Raw genomic sequence first — 15,377 nt, forward strand, 5'->3', positions numbered from 1 at the left:
CACACCGACCACAAAGGACGGGACAACAGAAATGAAGTTTGCAGTGTCGCTGACCATGGAGCGCTTCTCGCCCGACATGCCGATGTCGAAGGTGAAGAGCAATCTGCTCGAGCTGGCGCAGATGGCCGACGCCGGCGGCTTCGAGACGCTGTGGACGGCAGAGCATCATACGATCGAGTGCACCATCTCGCCCAATCCGTTGATGACCCTGACCTGGCTGGCGCAGCACACGCAGCAGATCCGGCTTGGCACCTCGACGCTGGTGGCGCCGTACTGGAGCCCGATCCGCCTGGCTGGCGAAGCCGCCCTTTGCGATCACCTGACCGGCGGCAGGTTGGAGTTCGGCATAGCCCGTGGGTCCTATCAATACGAGTTCGACCGCATGGCCGGCGGCATGCCACAGCAGGAGGGCGTCGCCTACCTCAAGGAACTGGTGCCGGCGGTGAAGAAACTGTGGGCCGATGATTATGCGCATGACGGCCACTACTGGAAGTTTCCGCTGGCCGCGGGCGTGCCCAAGCCATTGCAGACGCCGCATCCGCCGATCTGGGTGGCGGCACGTGACCCCGGCACATTCGACTGGGCCGTAGGCATCGGTGCCAACATCCTGTCGACGCCGCTTTCAGCGCCCGCAGCCGAGATTGCCGTGCTCGGCGAAAAATTTCGAAAGGCGGTCGCGGACCATCCGGAAGTGCCCCGCCCACGCCTGATGATGCAACGCCGCACCTGCATCTACGATCGCCCGGAGGACTGGGAAGTCGCGGTCCGCCACGCCATCGACTACGGGCGCTCCTTCGAGAACCTCTTCCAGAACATCGGCACGGTAAAGAACGGTTTCCCCGAGGCTGTGCCTTATGAAAGCGTCAAGGGCAAGGACAACTACAATCCCGAGAGCATCCGCAAGAACCTGATGTTCGGCACGCCCGACGAGATCATCGAGAAGCTTGAGGACTACGAGGCCGCCGGCGTCGACCAGTACTGCCTGGGGCTGACCTTCAACCTACCGTTCGAGCTGCAGAAGAAGACGATCCGGCTGTTCGTCGACGAGGTCATGCCGCACTTCGCGGCACGCAATCGCACCAGGGCTGTCGTTGTGGGGCACTGATGGCGATGGCGACCGGTTTCTTCGTCCACGGCGATGTGGCGCTCAACTATCGTGTCGACGGGAACGGGCCACAGAAGCTGGTCTGCATCCATGGCGTCGGCTCCTATCTGGAAGCGTGGCGCGGCGTCGTCGCTCGCCTGCCGGATCAGTTCACCGTGCTCACATTTGATCTGCGTGGCCATGGCGGGTCGGCGCGCATCAAGGGACGCTACGAGATTGATGACTTCGTCGGCGATACGCTGGCGCTGGCCGATCATGCTGGCTTTGCGCGCTTTCATCTTGCCGGCTTCTCGCTGGGCGGCCTTATAGCCCAGCGCCTGGCACTGACCCATCCCGATCGGCTTCAAAAGCTGGTGCTGCTGGCGACCGTCGCCGGGCGCTTGCCGGAAGAACGCCAGGCGGTTCTGCGTCGTCTCGCCGCTTTGACCGCCAGCCAGCCGAGTGCGCACCATGCCGCGTCGCTCTCGCGGTGGCTGACCGAGGAGTTTCAGGAGCGCAACCCGGATGTGATCGCCGAGCTGCATCGGCGCGACGCCGAGAACGATCCTGCGTGCTACGCCGCCGCTTACCGGGTTCTGGCCGAGACAGATTTCGGCGGCATCCTCGACCAGATCAGGTCGCCGACACTGATCGTGACGGGGGAGGACGACCAGGGATCCAACCCGCGCATGGCGCGTCATATGCACGACCAGATCCGCGGCTCGCGGCTCGAGATCCTGCCGGGGTTGCGGCATTCGATCCTGATCGAAGCGCCCGGGCCGGTCGCTGGCCTGATTGCGGATTTCCTGAATGACCACTCACGACGGGCAGGGGCGACCAGCCATGGATAGAAAATTGCAGAAAGCCGGCGAGGCAGTCCGCCGCAAAGTACTGGGCGACGACTATGTCGACCGCGCAATCGGCAATGCCGACGACTTCTCCAGGCCCCTCCAGGACATGCTCAACGAGTATTGCTGGGGCACATGCTGGACTGACGCCGCGCTCGATCTCAAGCAGCGCAGCCTGCTCAATCTCGGCATGCTTGCGGCACTGGGGCGCATGCATGAATTCGGCGTGCATTTTCGAGGTGCGATGCGCAACGGGCTTGGCGACGACGAGCTGCGGGCGGCCCTGATCCAGATCGCGGTCTATTGCGGCGTTCCGGCAGGTGTCGAGGCCTTCCGTGTCGCGCGTGCGGTGCGCGACGAAGCCAAGGCCGACACGCCATGACAAGCGTTTCGCGACCGTCGGCTTACCTTCGTTCCGAGCAATCGGCGCGGCAAACCTCCTCTGCCTCGCCGGAAGACGGCGACGGCAGTCTCATTTCTAAATTAGCAACAACAACAAGGGGAACGGTGCACATGAAAACATCTCTGAAATTGGCTACATTGGCGGCTTCGCTTGCCCTGACATTGACGACGCTTCCGGCTCAGGCCGGCGCGGTGCTGGACCGTGTCGTGGCGGCCGGGACTCTCAAGGTCGCAACTGACGCCAACTGGGCGCCGCAGTCCTTCCTCAACGCCAGCAACGAGCTGGACGGCTTCGACATCGATGTCGCCAAGGAGATCGGCAAGCGCATCGGCGTCAAGGTCGAGTTCGTGACGCCGGGCTGGGACATCATCACCGCCGGCAACTGGGTCGGCCGCTGGGACATGCATGTGGGTTCGATGACGCCGACGAAGAAGCGCGCCGAGATCTTCGATTTTCCCGCTGTCTACTACTACACGCCAGCAGCGGTTGCGGTTCACAAGGACAGCAAGGCCAAATCGTTGAGCGATCTGGATGGCAAGGTTGTCGGCGCGACGACGACATCGACCTTCGAAGCCTATGCCAAGAAGGATCTGACGCTCGACGCGGCCGGTGCGCCGCCATTCGAATACAAGCTCAACGCGAAGGAAGTGCACTCCTACGAGAACTCCACCACCGCTTTCGACGATCTGCGGGTCGGTGACGGCGTTCGGCTCGATGCCGTCGTCTCGTCGCAGCCCAGCATCGTCGATGCCGTGAAAGCCGGTTATCCGATCAGGCAGATCGGCGATCCGGTGTTTTATGAGCCCCTGGCTGTCGCAATCGAACACGGTGACCCGGAATTCTCGGCCAGGATCGCCGATGCCGTGAAGGCCATGAAAGGCGACGGAACGCTGAGCACGCTCTCCAGGAAATGGTACGGGGTCGACTACTCGGCCGTAAAGTAGTTCCGACGTTCGCTGGCGGCTCGCCTGTGCGGGCCGCCGACCATTCGAAGGGACAGGCTATGCTCTACCCCGATACCGTCGAAGCTGAAGTCCTCGTGCACAAGCCGTGGTTTGTGGCGACGATGTTCGGCGTCGTCTTTGCGATCTTCCTCGCCTTCAACCTGACGTCGACGAGCTTCGGCGAATTGATGCGCCCGGTCATCGGCGAACCGTCGCAGAGCGGCCTCTATGGTCGGTTTGCCATCGCCTTCGTGATCGCGCTTCTGTTCGTCCTCAATGTCGTCCTGATCGGCTTCGCCTCGCTGCGTGTCCAGATCGCCATCGTCTGGTTCGAACTGCTGCTGCTCTTCCTGGCCTTCTTCGCGACCTTTCATCTCAGCCTGCCCTTCATCCGGGAAAAGCTGCCATTCCTGATTTCCCAGGGCGTGGTGACCACGCTCTACGTCTCGGCCATCTCCATCATCATCGCCTCCCTGATCGCCATACTGGGTGCCGTAGCCAAGCTCTCCACCAACGGCTTCGCCTACGCCATCGCAAGCTTCTACACTTCGTTCTTTCGCGGCCTGCCGCTCCTGATGCAGGTCTATCTGATCTATCTCGGCCTGCCGCAACTGGGCTTCGTGGTCGGTGCGGTCCCCGCCGGCATCCTGGCGCTCTCGCTGTGCTACGGCGCCTACATGACCGAAATTTTCCGATCGGGAATCCAGAGCATCGACCGTGGTCAATGGGAAGCATCGCGCTCGATGGGTTTTGGCTTTTCGCTGACCATGCGCCGGATCATCCTGCCGCAGGCGCTTCCGGTCATCATTCCGCCGACCGGCAACCAGTTCATCTCCATGCTCAAGGACAGCTCGCTGGTGTCGGTCATCGGCGTCTGGGAGCTGATGTTCCTTGCCCGCACGCTGGGCCAGAAGACCTTCCAGCACATGGAGATGCTGATTTCGGCCTCTCTCATCTACTGGATGCTGTCGATCTGCCTCGAACTGATCCAGTCCCGCATCGAACGGCACTATGCCAGGAGCAAGGTGCGATGAGCGCTGAACCCATCATTGAAGCCAGGGCCGTCTCCAAATGGTACGGCCAGTTCCATGCCCTGAAGGACATCAATCTGACGGTCCACAAAGGCGAACGCATCGTCATCTGTGGTCCGTCCGGCTCCGGAAAGTCGACACTGATCCGCTGCTTCAATCGCCTCGAATCGCATCAGGAGGGCGACATCGCCGTCAACGGCATCCATCTTCACCCAAAGATGAAGAACGTCGCCGACGTGCGCAGCAATGTCGGCATGGTGTTCCAGCACTTCAACCTGTTTCCGCATCTGACCGTGCTGATGAACTGCATGGCCGGGCCGATGTGGGTTAAGGGCGTTTCCGCCGCCGAGGCACGCAATACCGCGCTGCAGTTCCTGGAGCGCGTGCGCATTCCCGAACAGGCGAACAAATTCCCGGTCCAGCTGTCGGGCGGCCAGCAGCAGCGCGTCGCCATTGCGCGAAGCCTGTGCATGAAGCCGGCGGTGATGCTGTTCGATGAGCCGACATCGGCACTCGACCCGGAAATGGTGTCGGAAGTGCTCGATACGATGACCGCGCTAGCGCGCGACGGCATGACTATGGTTTGCGTCACTCATGAAATGGGCTTTGCACGGGCGGTGGCCGATCGCGTCATCTTCATGGATGTCGGCCAGATAGTCGAGGAAGGCAAGCCGGACAGCTTCTTCGGAAATCCTCAGCACGATCGGACCAAGCTGTTTCTCAGCCAGATACTGAAGCACTGATACGCACATTTTGCCGTAGCCAATGGCGGTAAGGGTAGTGGGTCAGTTATTCAGCGATAACGCGGACGGTCTCCGCTATGGTGGAGCGCAAGTCTTCCACCCGTGCCGTCGCTCGCATCTGGAAGCGTCGGGCGCTTTCAACAGCAAGATGGTTAGGCTCCCACTTGCTGATCGGGATAAGGCTCGTTGCGGATTAGCTCGAACGTCGCTTTTACCACAAACAGCGGCGCGCTTGTACCGTCATGAACCTGCAATGCGACTTGGCGGAACGTGCCGTTCGGCATCTGGTCCTTGGCTATCGCGGCACGGCGTCAGGGCGCCCGACCGGTGAAAAGATCGTGGAACCGCTGCAGGTACAGCGGCCAGCCTTGATCGCTATCGACCCCACCGCGCACGCTCTCCCAGCCTTCGCCGTGGCGCTCGAAATTCCTGTGCTCGATCTCAACCCTGGTCCGGTTCTCCGTCTCCGCCGTGAACCGGACTTCCCATTCGCTGGTCTTGTTCAGGTCGGTCTCAATCTGCCACCGCGGGTTGATATCCCAACTCAGAACCAGCCGGCTCGGCGGATCGTAAGTCAATACACGAGCCCAGCGACACTCGCTGCCGTCGACGCCGCGATCGTAAACGTGCCCCCCAACCCAGGCTTCAAAGATCGTCTCAGCAATGGGCACTTTGAGAAGATTGTGCTCGCGAGGTTTGAACCTGCCGAAATCCTCGGTGAAGACCTTGAAGGCACGCGCCATAGATGCCTCGACGACGACGGAGTGCCTTACAGGCTCGGTAGCAGGATGCTTGCTCATACCTGGTCCTTCTTTGGAAGCTCGACGGCTAGTTTGTAGCCCGCCAGGGTCTTGCTCCAGAACTGATCGACTTCCGCGCGCAGACTTGCCAGGCCGCCGGGATCGATACGATATATGCTTTCCTTGCCCGAGCGCGTGTCGGCAACAAGCCCGGCCTCCTTGAGTACCTTCAGGTGCTGAGAGACCGCTGGTCTGGTTACAGGCAGCGCACGAGCAAGTCCGCTGACCGAACAAGGCTGTTCGAGCAACAGTTCGAAGATCGTTCGTCTCGTCGAATCTCCGAGCGCAGTCCAGTAGTTCGCGTTAGTGGCCACTAACGCGAACTTAAATCGACGGGCCTTCCATGTCAACCTTGGAGTAGTCGACGGGCGGCCCGTTGACTCTGATTAAGCCGCCTTGGCGGCCCCGTCTCGTCGCGCCTCCCGGGCGAGCCGCGGCGCATGCAAAAGCGCGAGCCGATGAGAGCGTTGCAGGACGATCTTGCCAAGGACCCGGACAGCCGATGCTGAGGTCATTACTGCAACCGGCTCCGATCCTGAGCCGATGGGAGGATCAGCGCGTCGCCGCCGGGAGAAGGTGAATTGACGGATGCATTCCCCTGTTGTCTCACCGCCTCTATCAACTCATGTGTTGCTTGAGCGACCTTGGCAACGGGCAATCGGTGCACGCAGTAGACGCCGCCCGGGTTGTTGGGTTTGCACAAATGGGGAGCAACACACTGGCAAGGCAATGGCGGCTCAACCGTGCGGTAAGGCACGCCAACTGGGCCCCAGACATCTGGGGGAGTGAGCCCGTAGAGGCCCACAACTGGAGTTCCGACCGATGCGGCCAAGTGCATTGGGCCGCTCTCGTTTCCCAGGAAGATAAACGCGTCCGCAAGCAATGCTGTTAGTGTCTCAAGCGAGGCTTTGCCAACAACGCTTGCCAACGGGTTGACCGCCACATTCAGGATACGTTGCGCGATTGCGCTCTCGTCAGGTCCGCCAATCAGCAGTGACCGCAGGCCCGTCGTTTCATAAACCTCATCGATCACTGCGGCGAACCGTTCAGGTTGCCAGCACCGCCCTTCGAACCTTGCTCCGGCGTGCACCGCGACGAAAGCTTTTGCATTCAGATTGCTCTGAGCCAGAATCTGGGTCGAAGCGCCTCGTCCGATGGATGTGGGCTCAAGCCTCGGTGTCACTTCACTCGACGTTATCCCGAGCGCTCTCAGCGGCGAAAGATATCGGTACAGGTAATGCGCGCCTCCCTGGCCGAAGGTTTCAGCAAATATATTGGCAGGCTGACTTTTCCAAGATTTTAGAGGCACTTCGGGGGGATCGTATCCGACGCGCATTGGGGCGCCGATCAGCTTGTGTATTATCCTCGATGTCTTCGAGTCGGTCAGATCGATGGTGAGATCGAATTTTCGGCGGCGGAGCTCAGCGACCAAGCTTGAATATTCCTTCAAGCGCCTGGTTAGGCTTCTACCACCACCTCGAGGGTCGAATCCGATGGCTATGTCTGCGATACCCTGGCTGACCACCAAGTCTCGCAGGCCAGGAGCGCAAAGCATGGCCATGATGGCGTGTGGGTAGGCGACGCGCAGATTTCGCATAAGCGCCGAGGTCAGAATGACGTCCCCGATGTACTTCGCCTGGATAACCAGAATGGATTTGACAGCCAGCCGATCAGCCATCGAGATATTCAGCACGTCAAAACGATGGGGCAGGATGTTGGTCATTGGGCGCGCACAAACGTCCAAGAGAGCTCATGTGCCGCTTGTGGTGATCGATGGATCGGCAGCCTTGGAACCTCCGACCCATGCACCTCTCGTTTGTTCCACAAACAAAAAGGCAATCCCACGCAGCGCTCGCTGCCTGGGAGGAGCGGAACCGGGGCCTGTCGGTCTGCGGATGCCGTGGTCATGGCGTCTGTCCCTGCCAAAGCGGCAATCCGCTTTCTCTGGCGAAGTCTCTATCTTCCGCGTAGATGGGCTCGCCTCTTCTCGCCACCCGCCGAAGCAAATCCGCATCTTCGTCGGCATGATATCGGAAGGCGTTTCGGCTATCGTATCCATGCCCGGCCTGAGACAGGGAAAACCCGCTGACCACAACCGGAGCGAAGCCGGCGAAACGCGCAAGCATGACAGCGAAAGCCCCCGTGGAGATGTTCCGGTGCCAGCCGCGGGATACGTGAAATTTGCCGCTAAGCCGCCAGACGATGTTGGCAAGCTGCCACCTGGTAAGCGCCTGCAAGGTCTCGTAACGATAATCGAAGGTGCGACAGCCGGCTTTCAGCTTGTCCTCCACGTCAGGCCAGATCGGGACGATCAGATGCTTTGCCTGCCGCCCTTTTAGCAAGTCACGCTTGTAGAAGTCCTGCTCACCTTGGCCAACCAGAATGCCGCGACGCATCAGCGCCATATCAGGAGCGGCGAGGCCAAAGGTTTCCGCCAAAATCTGGGAAGCGTTGACGGTTACAAGCGCCCAACCGGCATCATGTCCGTACGGGAGGCGAAAATTCGGCGCCGATCCCATGACCAAGACGGGACCCGTGAGCCTGGGCAAGCGGAGGATGGGCTTTGAGAGCACGGGCAAGAGATCCGAAAGCGGAGGTTTCATGCGGGGATCTGAACCGCATTTTCCTCAAACGCACGCAGAATGCTTTCTTCTCGGCTCCACAATTCGTCCCATTGTGTGGCGCCCGACCAACCGGCAAACCAGGGACCGCCGAGCGTGTAGTGCGCCAGCGACACCTCGGCGGGGTCGAGTTCGGAAGCCGACGCCCCTACGAGGTAGTTCCATGCCAGAGGCAACTCCCCGATCTCATGATCCTCGAGCCATTTGAAGGCGTGGAGGTCACGTCCGGGCCACGTATTAAGCATTTCGTTCGTCAGTCGTTTGTTGGCGGGATGGTCTAGATTCCACAAAACGACCGACGACCAGTTCTTGCGCCGATAGAACGTCTGCGTTTGTCCGTCCATCTTGACGGCTTCAGACTCGCGTTGCCGGTGCTTAACCGCCATGATCGCGTAGGAAGGATCGACCACGTCGAGCAGCTTGACGGGATCCTGCAGAAAAAGAACGTCACAATCGCAGAACATGGCCCAGCCGCCTTGCCGCATAAACGGAACGGCAAAGCGCGATATGGCAAACTCGGTCGCCATCGGTGCCTCGGAGATCGGGCACCAGAGCCTACCGTCACGTACCTCCATCGGTCGCTTCATGATTCCTTGGGCTTCAAGGTCTTTGAGCACCAGTGGGTGGATCTGCAACGGCGTGCTTGTCCGGCGGAAGGCGCTCCATCGCGCCACCTCGAGGACTCGGGCTTCGCGTGGGTCGTACCCGATGTAGATTGGCATCATAGTGTAACTCTGCAGTTGGAAGTGAGTTTGCCCGCATTATGCAAGGTTGCGCGGCTGGCGGTAGACCCCAGGTAAATGGATCAACCCGCCGCGATGGCGATCGTGCAAGGCCAGAGCGCCACAGTCGGGATATTGTTGCAGTCAGGCCGGAGTCAAGCAACCGTGAGCGACGGTATTTCGTTTGGCTCGACGGAACATTGGCCGGGCCGGCGGCCCAAATAAAGCGAACAGATGTTATCGCGCTCGCTAGCTCCTTTTCCGTGAATGGCTTGCTGAGAATTTTGATGTCGCGAGTCCCCGGGAGTTCGGCGTAGCCCGTTGCTATAATGACGGGTACGTTCGGCCACTGGCCTTTGATCGTATTCGATAGCTGCAGGCCCGTCATCTTCGGCATAGCATGATCCGTTATGACGAGGTCGAACGGCTGCTCCTCCAGCAACCTGAGGGCTGCCGCCGCAGAATGCGCCTCCGCGACAGTATGGCCGAGATCCTCGAGCATTGCCGCGGTATTCAAAAGGACCAGCGCATCGTCATCCACTGCCAGAATCCGCAGCGACGCCGTCTCAATGGCTTCCTCGGCAAGAACATCCGGCCCGCGCGCGACTTCCGAGCTCGCGGTTGCGATCGGCAGCCATAGTTCCGCTGTGGTTCCGGTTCCCCTGGAGCTCTTGAGCACTAGGCGCCCGCCCATTTGTTCTGTCATCCCATGGACCATAGACAGACCGAGACCCGTGCCTTTGCCTACGCCTTTTGTGGTGAAGAACGGTTCTGTCGCCCGAGCTAGTGTTTCTTCGTCCATTCCTTCGCCAGCGTCTGCTACCGAGAGGCAGACGTAGGGGCCCGGGGCCAAGCCAGCCTCTTTGCTTTCGCCGACCTGTTCCATCCGAGTGGAGATGACGATCGTTCCGCCGCCAGGCATCGCGTCCCTGGCATTGACGCACAGATTGAGCAATGCGAGTTCGATTTGACTTTCATCAACCATCACACGATCAAGCGAGAGCGGAAATTTCGTCTCTATGATCGCCCTTGAGCCCAGCGATCGTTCCAAGAGATCCTTCATTCCGTGTATGAGCCCTATCAAATCGACAGGCTTTGGATCGAGTTGCTGCCGCCGGGCAAAGGCCAGCATGCGCTGCGTCAAGGACGCTCCCCGTCGCGCGCCGAGCACCGCGTTGTCGAGAAGACGCAGCAATTGTGGATCGTCGGGAAGCCGTTTGCGGAGCAGCTCAAGACTACCCAGAATCGCCATCAGCAAATTATTGAAATCGTGAGCGACGCCGCCCGTCAGTTTGCCGATCGCATCCATTTTTTGGGAGTGGAAAAGGGCCTCACGTGCCTGATCCAAGGACTCCTGCGCCTTCTTCCGCTCCGTAATGTCGCGTGTGATCTTCGCGAACCCCAGGAGTTCGCCATCCTCGTGCCGAATGGCGTCGATGACCACGTGGGACCAGAACGCAGTGCCGTCTTTGCGTATACGCCAGCCTTCGCGCTCAACTCGCCCTTCACGGGCGGCGATCTCCAGGGCACTTTGCGGACTGCCCCGCTCACGGTCCTCGAGAGTAGAGAATTGGGAAAAGTGCCTGCCGATTATTTCATCTGCCGAATAACCCTTGATGCGTTCCGCACCCGCATAATGCGCTGACCCTTGGCGTTGAACAGATGCAACTGGGTGAGGTCCGGCGCCAGGAAAACCTTCTGGCCCGGCATCACGGAAATCCGCTCGCGCAGCAACGCGCTCAGCGTGTTGTTGCCGGCTTTGGCCATGACAAGGGTTTCCGCGCCGGTCGGCTCGACCACTTCGACCACCGCCGGCACGCCGCTGTCTGAGAGCTTGAGATGTTCGGGCCGGATGCCCCAGGCAAGCGCACTTTCGCCCTGTCCCAACGCAGGCAGCGGAAATACCGTGCCGTCGCTGGCGACAAAACCGTCCGTAGTGGTGCGGCCGTCCAGGATGTTCATCGACGGCGAGCCGATGAACTGGGCAACGAACAGATTGGCCGGCCGGTCGTAGAGATCGAGCGGGGCGCCGACCTGTTCGACGATGCCGCCATTCATGACGACGATCTTGTCGGCCATAGTCATGGCTTCGACCTAGTCGTGGGTGACATAGACGATGGTGGTTCCCAGGCGCTGGTGCAGCGCCTTGATTTCGGCGCGCATCTGCACGCGCAGCTTGGCGTCGAGGTTGGAGAGTGGCTCGTCGAACAGAAAGACCTTCGGGTCGCGCACGATAGCGCGGCCCATGGCGACACGCTGGCGCTGCCCGCCGGAAAGCTGGCGCGGATAACGATCCAGCAAGTCCTGCAGTCCGAGGATCGTCGCGGCACGCGCAATCTTGGCGTCGATCTCGCTTTTATCGATCTTCTTCAGCGTCAGTGCGAAGGCCATGTTCTCACGCACCGTCATGTGCGGGTAGAGCGCATAGTTTTGGAAGACCATGGCGATATCGCGCGATTTCGGCGCGACATCGTTGATAACCTTGCCTTCGAGCGCGATCTCGCCGGCGCTGATGTCTTCCAGGCCGGCGATCATCCTGAGCAAGGTCGACTTGCCGCAACCGGACGGGCCAACCAGGATGACGAATTCGCCCGACGCGATGTCGACGGACACGCCGTGGATGACCTTCGCCTTGCCATAGGCCTTATCGACACCTGATATGGTGAGCGCACTCATTGGTATTTTCCTTAGAAAGAGACCTTGTCGCCGCCCTTGAGCTGCAAGATCTGCCGTGCCTCGTCAGGGGTGGCGACCGAAGCGCCAAGCCCTTCGATGATCTGGCGTACCTTGCGCACTTGCTCGGCATTGGATTTCGCCAGTTGGCCCTTGCCGATCCAGAGCGAGTCCTCCAGCCCGACGCGCACATTGCCGCCGAGCGCAATGGCCTGGGTGGCGATCGGCAGCTGGCTGCGGCCGGCGCCCAGCACCGACCAGTGGTAGTCCTGTCCAAACAGCCGGTCGGCGGTGCGCCTCATATGCGCGACATCTTCCGGATGGGTGCCGATGCCGCCCAATATGCCGAACACGCTCTGGACGAAGAACGGCGCCTTGACCAGGCCGCGCTCAACGAAATGGGCGAGCGTGTAGAGGTGGCCGATGTCGTAGCACTCGATCTCGAAACGCGTGCCGTTTTGCGCGCAGGTGCGCAGGATGTGCTCGATGTCGCCAAAGGTATTGCGGAAGATGCGGTCGCGCGAGCCTTCGAGATAGGGGCGTTCCCAGTCATGCTCGAAGGTCTTGAAGCGCTCCAGCATCGGATAGAGACCGAAATTCATCGAGCCCATGTTGAGCGAGGCGACTTCCGGCGCAAAGGTTGCCGCCGGCTTGACGCGCTCCTCGACGCTCATCGTCGCGGCACCGCCGGTGGTGATGTTGATCACGCAGTCCGAGCGTTGCTTGATCACCTTCAGGAAGGGCGCGAAGGCCTCGGTCGATTGGTCGGGCCGGCCATCGGCGGGGTTGCGCGCATGCAGGTGGACGATGGCAGCGCCGGCCTCGGCCGCGCCGATCGCGGCATCGGCAATCTCTTGGGCGCTCACCGGCAGATGCGGCGACATGGACGGCGTGTGGATCGAGCCGGTAACCGCGCAGGTGATGATGATCTTGTTCTGGTTCGCCACTTGAAGATTTCCTCGTCTATTTGACCGCAGTCTATTTCACCGCGCCTTGGGTGATGCCCGAGATGAACTGCTTCGACAGCACGATGTAGAGCAGCGTTATCGGCAGCGCCGCCAGAGTCAGCCCGGTGAACAGCACGCCCCAGTCGGTGGTGAATTCACCGACGAAGACGGTGAGGCCCTGCGGCAGCGTCTTGAGATTGTCCGAGGTGATCAGCACCAGTGGAAAGAAGAAGTCGTTCCAGATCGGCACGGCGTTCTGGATCGCGACGATGACCAGCGCCGGCCGCGCCAGCGGTAGCATGATCGAGCGCATGATGCGAAATTCGCTGGCGCCGTCCATGCGTGCGGACTCTTCCAGTTCGCGCGGCAAGGTCCGGAGGAAGCCGGTCATGATGAACACCGCCGAAGGAATGCCCATGGCGACATAGACCAGCACCAGGCCGGCATAGCTGTCGACCAGCCCAAGCGAATCCAGCTGGATGAACAGCGGAATGATCGCCAGTTTCAGCGGCACCGTCATGCCGCTGAGGAAAAACATCAGCACCAGCGCGCTCAGCCTGAACTGGTAGCGGGCAATCGCATAGGCGGCCATGGTGCTGAACAGGAGGATCAGCGCCACTGCGGCCATGGTGATGCCGACGGAATTGGCGAGGTAGCGGACGAAATTGGTTTCGCTCCACACCCGCTCGGCATTGGCCAGCGAAAAGTGCGCCGGCAGGGCGAAGGGCGAGCTGAAGATTTCGGCGTTGGTCTTGAACGACGACATCACCATGACGAACAGCGGATAGATCATGATGACGGCGTTGATCGCCAGCATCAGCTGGATGGCGCCATTCTTCAGCAACTCGGCGGGTTGCCCGGTGCGGGCTGTCGCGCTCACAGCTCGATCTCGCGACGGCGCAGGTAGCGAAGCGCGATTGCAGTGACGCCTGCAACGATGATGAACATCATCACGGCCAGCGCGCTGCCCTGGCCGAAATCCTGGATCCCGGTCGTCGTCGAACCGAAGGCGGTGCGGTAGAAATAGAGGCCGAGCACATCTGTCGCGCCGCCGGGCGAACCGGTGAGGCCAGCCATGACATAGGGGATTTCGAACCAGTTGAAGCTGCCGATGAAGGTCAGGATGGTGACGATGGTGACGCTCGGCGCAATCAGCGGCCAGATAATCCTGGTCATCAGCACATAGTCGCCGGCGCCGTCGAGACGGGCAGCCTCGATGACTTCCTTGCTGACGCGCTGCATGCCGGCCAGCAGCACCAGGGTGGGGAAGCCGAGCCAGTGCCAGACGTTGGCGAACAGGACGCTGCCGAGTGCGGTGTGTTCGTTGCCGAGCCACGGTATGGCGCCGATGCCGACCAGCGCCAGCGTCTGGTTCACCAGGCCGAACAGCGGATGCAGGAACAGTTTCCACAGGAAGCCGACGATGACCGCCGACAGCACGACCGGAAGAAAGACGATGACCTGGTGGATACGGTGGCCGGGCAGCGCCTTCAGCAAGGCATAGGCGAGCAGGAAAGCGGTGCCGTTCTCGAACACCATCAGCGCCACGAAGGCGATGATGTTGTGCTTCAGCGCATTCCAGGTCCAGTCGCTGTAAGGCTGTTCAAACAGCACCTTGCGGAAGTTTTCGAAGCCGATGAATCCGGTCGGCTGCAAGCCGTTGAACTCATAGAAGGCAAGGCGGAAGGCTGAGAGCAGCGGCCAGAGCACGAACAGCACCATGACCACCAGGGCCGGTGTCAGCAGGGACGCGATCCAGAGTGACCGGCGCCACGGAAAGGCTTTTGTGGTGTGGCGCCGGCCGCTGTTCATGTCACTTGCCCTGGAAAGGCTTGTACCATTTGGCGAGGCCGTTGGTCAGGTCGGCGGCCAGCTGGTCCGGGGTGATCGAACCCGACATCATCTTGGTGATGTCGCCCTGCAGCAGCTCCGATCCCGTCGGTTTCTCGAAACGGAAGTAGACGACATTGATATGCGGCATGGCGGTTTCGTTCAACTTGGCGACATGGGCGAGAAGCTCGTCCTTGATGACGACGCCCTTGATCGGCGAGATGTTGCCGAGCAGAGCGGAGAACTTGTCGCCGAACTCCTTTGTGCCCATCCAGTTGACCAGCTTGAGCGCGGCCTCCTTGTTGGCCGACTTGGCGTTGACCGCATAGCCGCCGTCGAAGAACTTGGTCACCTGCGGCGTATCGCCGGCCTTGGCCACTGGCGGGGCGACGAAGTCCATGTTGATGGCCGGGTTCTGGGTGCGATAGCTGGCGATGTCGAAGCTGCCGCCGGCAAGCATCGCCGCTTTGCCGCTGATGAACAGCTGGCCGGCGGTGTCATAGTCGATGCCTTCGAAGCCGGGCGGCATGTAGTCGCGCAATTCGAGCAGCTTGCCGAGTGCGGCGACATAGCGCGGGTCCTTGAAGGTGGTCTTGCCCAACGTCAGGTCGCTGACGAAATCCTGGCCGAGGAACGGGTTGGTGAAGATGGCGACGAACATCTCGTTGAACCAGCTTGTGCCCATGCCGTTGGCGAGGGGATAAATACCCCTTGTCCTTCAGCGCCTTGCT

Annotated in this window: 15 protein-coding genes and 2 pseudogenes; 6 read left to right on the top strand and 11 right to left on the bottom strand. The window is 60.7% G+C overall.

What is annotated here, in order from left to right; translation table 11 throughout:
• The first annotated feature begins 31 nt into the window (after positions 1-31).
• The 6 genes from AC0L2D_RS19750 to AC0L2D_RS19775 all read left to right on the top strand — a co-directional run bounded on the left by AC0L2D_RS19750 (position 32) and on the right by AC0L2D_RS19775 (position 5,053).
• Positions 32-1,105: an LLM class flavin-dependent oxidoreductase gene (locus AC0L2D_RS19750; RefSeq protein WP_063170689.1), complete on the top strand. Its 1,074-nt coding sequence runs from the start codon at positions 32-34 to the stop codon at positions 1,103-1,105.
• Positions 1,105-1,935: an alpha/beta fold hydrolase gene (locus tag AC0L2D_RS19755; protein ID WP_473542018.1), complete on the top strand. Its 831-nt coding sequence runs from the start codon at positions 1,105-1,107 to the stop codon at positions 1,933-1,935. Before AC0L2D_RS19750 ends, AC0L2D_RS19755 begins: the two co-directional genes overlap by 1 nt.
• On the top strand, positions 1,928-2,314 hold the full coding sequence (locus AC0L2D_RS19760) for a carboxymuconolactone decarboxylase family protein (protein ID WP_013525193.1): 387 nt from the start codon (positions 1,928-1,930) through the stop codon (positions 2,312-2,314). The genes AC0L2D_RS19755 and AC0L2D_RS19760 overlap by 8 nt, the downstream gene beginning before the upstream one ends.
• 131 nt (positions 2,315-2,445) lie before the next feature.
• Positions 2,446-3,279, top strand: a complete 834-nt coding sequence (locus tag AC0L2D_RS19765; RefSeq protein ID WP_473542021.1) for a transporter substrate-binding domain-containing protein — start codon at positions 2,446-2,448, stop codon at positions 3,277-3,279.
• 59 nt (positions 3,280-3,338) lie between these two features.
• Positions 3,339-4,313, top strand: coding sequence for an amino acid ABC transporter permease (locus AC0L2D_RS19770; protein ID WP_013525195.1), 975 nt, complete (start codon positions 3,339-3,341; stop codon positions 4,311-4,313).
• Positions 4,310-5,053: an amino acid ABC transporter ATP-binding protein gene (locus tag AC0L2D_RS19775; RefSeq protein WP_127415983.1), complete on the top strand. Its 744-nt coding sequence runs from the start codon at positions 4,310-4,312 to the stop codon at positions 5,051-5,053. Before AC0L2D_RS19770 ends, AC0L2D_RS19775 begins: the two co-directional genes overlap by 4 nt.
• Positions 5,054-5,364: 311 nt before the next feature.
• Here AC0L2D_RS19775 and AC0L2D_RS19780 read toward each other — a convergent pair whose 3' ends face one another.
• The 11 genes and pseudogenes from AC0L2D_RS19780 to AC0L2D_RS19830 form a co-directional block, all read right to left on the bottom strand.
• Positions 5,365-5,853 carry an SRPBCC family protein gene (locus AC0L2D_RS19780; protein ID WP_013525198.1) on the bottom strand — a complete coding sequence of 163 codons (489 nt, stop codon included), beginning with the start codon at positions 5,851-5,853 and terminating at the stop codon, positions 5,365-5,367.
• The gene (locus AC0L2D_RS19785; RefSeq protein ID WP_473542024.1) at positions 5,850-6,167 is read right to left on the bottom strand and encodes an ArsR/SmtB family transcription factor; all 318 of its coding nucleotides are present in this window, start codon (positions 6,165-6,167) and stop codon (positions 5,850-5,852) included. Before AC0L2D_RS19785 ends, AC0L2D_RS19780 begins: the two co-directional genes overlap by 4 nt.
• Before the next feature lie 200 nt (positions 6,168-6,367).
• A complete protein-coding gene (locus AC0L2D_RS19790; protein WP_473542025.1) occupies positions 6,368-7,576 on the bottom strand; it encodes a glycosyltransferase family 9 protein in 1,209 nt (402 codons plus the stop codon).
• A 181-nt stretch (positions 7,577-7,757) separates the two neighbouring features.
• Entirely contained in the window at positions 7,758-8,372 is a 615-nt protein-coding gene (locus tag AC0L2D_RS19795; RefSeq protein WP_245322252.1) for a hypothetical protein, read from the bottom strand.
• 80 nt (positions 8,373-8,452) lie between these two features.
• Positions 8,453-9,001, bottom strand: coding sequence for a hypothetical protein (locus AC0L2D_RS19800; RefSeq protein ID WP_473542027.1), 549 nt, complete (start codon positions 8,999-9,001; stop codon positions 8,453-8,455).
• A 418-nt stretch (positions 9,002-9,419) separates the two neighbouring features.
• Positions 9,420-10,826 (bottom strand): annotated as a pseudogene (locus AC0L2D_RS19805) (response regulator); the annotation flags it as partial.
• Positions 10,787-11,872 (bottom strand): annotated as a pseudogene (locus tag AC0L2D_RS19810) (ABC transporter ATP-binding protein). The pseudogenes AC0L2D_RS19805 and AC0L2D_RS19810, both read right to left, overlap by 40 nt.
• Before the next feature lie 11 nt (positions 11,873-11,883).
• On the bottom strand, positions 11,884-12,816 hold the full coding sequence (kce, locus tag AC0L2D_RS19815) for a 3,5-dioxohexanoate:acetyl-CoA acetone transferase (RefSeq protein ID WP_064994970.1): 933 nt from the start codon (positions 12,814-12,816) through the stop codon (positions 11,884-11,886).
• Between the two features lie 31 nt (positions 12,817-12,847).
• Positions 12,848-13,696 (bottom strand): carbohydrate ABC transporter permease, encoded by an 849-nt coding sequence (locus tag AC0L2D_RS19820; RefSeq protein ID WP_064994969.1) that lies wholly within the window; start codon positions 13,694-13,696, stop codon positions 12,848-12,850.
• A complete protein-coding gene (locus tag AC0L2D_RS19825) occupies positions 13,693-14,628 on the bottom strand; it encodes a carbohydrate ABC transporter permease (protein ID WP_027161988.1) in 936 nt (311 codons plus the stop codon). Before AC0L2D_RS19825 ends, AC0L2D_RS19820 begins: the two co-directional genes overlap by 4 nt.
• Position 14,629: 1 nt before the next feature.
• Positions 14,630-15,331: an extracellular solute-binding protein gene (locus AC0L2D_RS19830; protein ID WP_473542030.1), complete on the bottom strand. Its 702-nt coding sequence runs from the start codon at positions 15,329-15,331 to the stop codon at positions 14,630-14,632.
• Positions 15,332-15,377 lie beyond the last annotated feature (46 nt).

Source organism: Mesorhizobium sp. WSM4833, assembly GCF_055811095.1.

Coding starts and splice junctions, on each gene's coding strand:
- AC0L2D_RS19750 (WP_063170689.1), top strand. CDS start 32: ATGAAGTTTGCAGTGTCGCTGACCATGGAGCGCTTCTCGCCCGACATG.
- AC0L2D_RS19755 (WP_473542018.1), top strand. CDS start 1,105: ATGGCGATGGCGACCGGTTTCTTCGTCCACGGCGATGTGGCGCTCAAC.
- AC0L2D_RS19760 (WP_013525193.1), top strand. CDS start 1,928: ATGGATAGAAAATTGCAGAAAGCCGGCGAGGCAGTCCGCCGCAAAGTA.
- AC0L2D_RS19765 (WP_473542021.1), top strand. CDS start 2,446: ATGAAAACATCTCTGAAATTGGCTACATTGGCGGCTTCGCTTGCCCTG.
- AC0L2D_RS19770 (WP_013525195.1), top strand. CDS start 3,339: ATGCTCTACCCCGATACCGTCGAAGCTGAAGTCCTCGTGCACAAGCCG.
- AC0L2D_RS19775 (WP_127415983.1), top strand. CDS start 4,310: ATGAGCGCTGAACCCATCATTGAAGCCAGGGCCGTCTCCAAATGGTAC.
- AC0L2D_RS19780 (WP_013525198.1), bottom strand. CDS start 5,853: ATGAGCAAGCATCCTGCTACCGAGCCTGTAAGGCACTCCGTCGTCGTC.
- AC0L2D_RS19790 (WP_473542025.1), bottom strand. CDS start 7,576: ATGACCAACATCCTGCCCCATCGTTTTGACGTGCTGAATATCTCGATG.
- AC0L2D_RS19795 (WP_245322252.1), bottom strand. CDS start 8,372: ATGGGATCGGCGCCGAATTTTCGCCTCCCGTACGGACATGATGCCGGT.
- AC0L2D_RS19800 (WP_473542027.1), bottom strand. CDS start 9,001: ATGGCGACCGAGTTTGCCATATCGCGCTTTGCCGTTCCGTTTATGCGG.
- AC0L2D_RS19825 (WP_027161988.1), bottom strand. CDS start 14,628: ATGAACAGCGGCCGGCGCCACACCACAAAAGCCTTTCCGTGGCGCCGG.
- AC0L2D_RS19830 (WP_473542030.1), bottom strand. CDS start 15,331: ATGGGCACAAGCTGGTTCAACGAGATGTTCGTCGCCATCTTCACCAAC.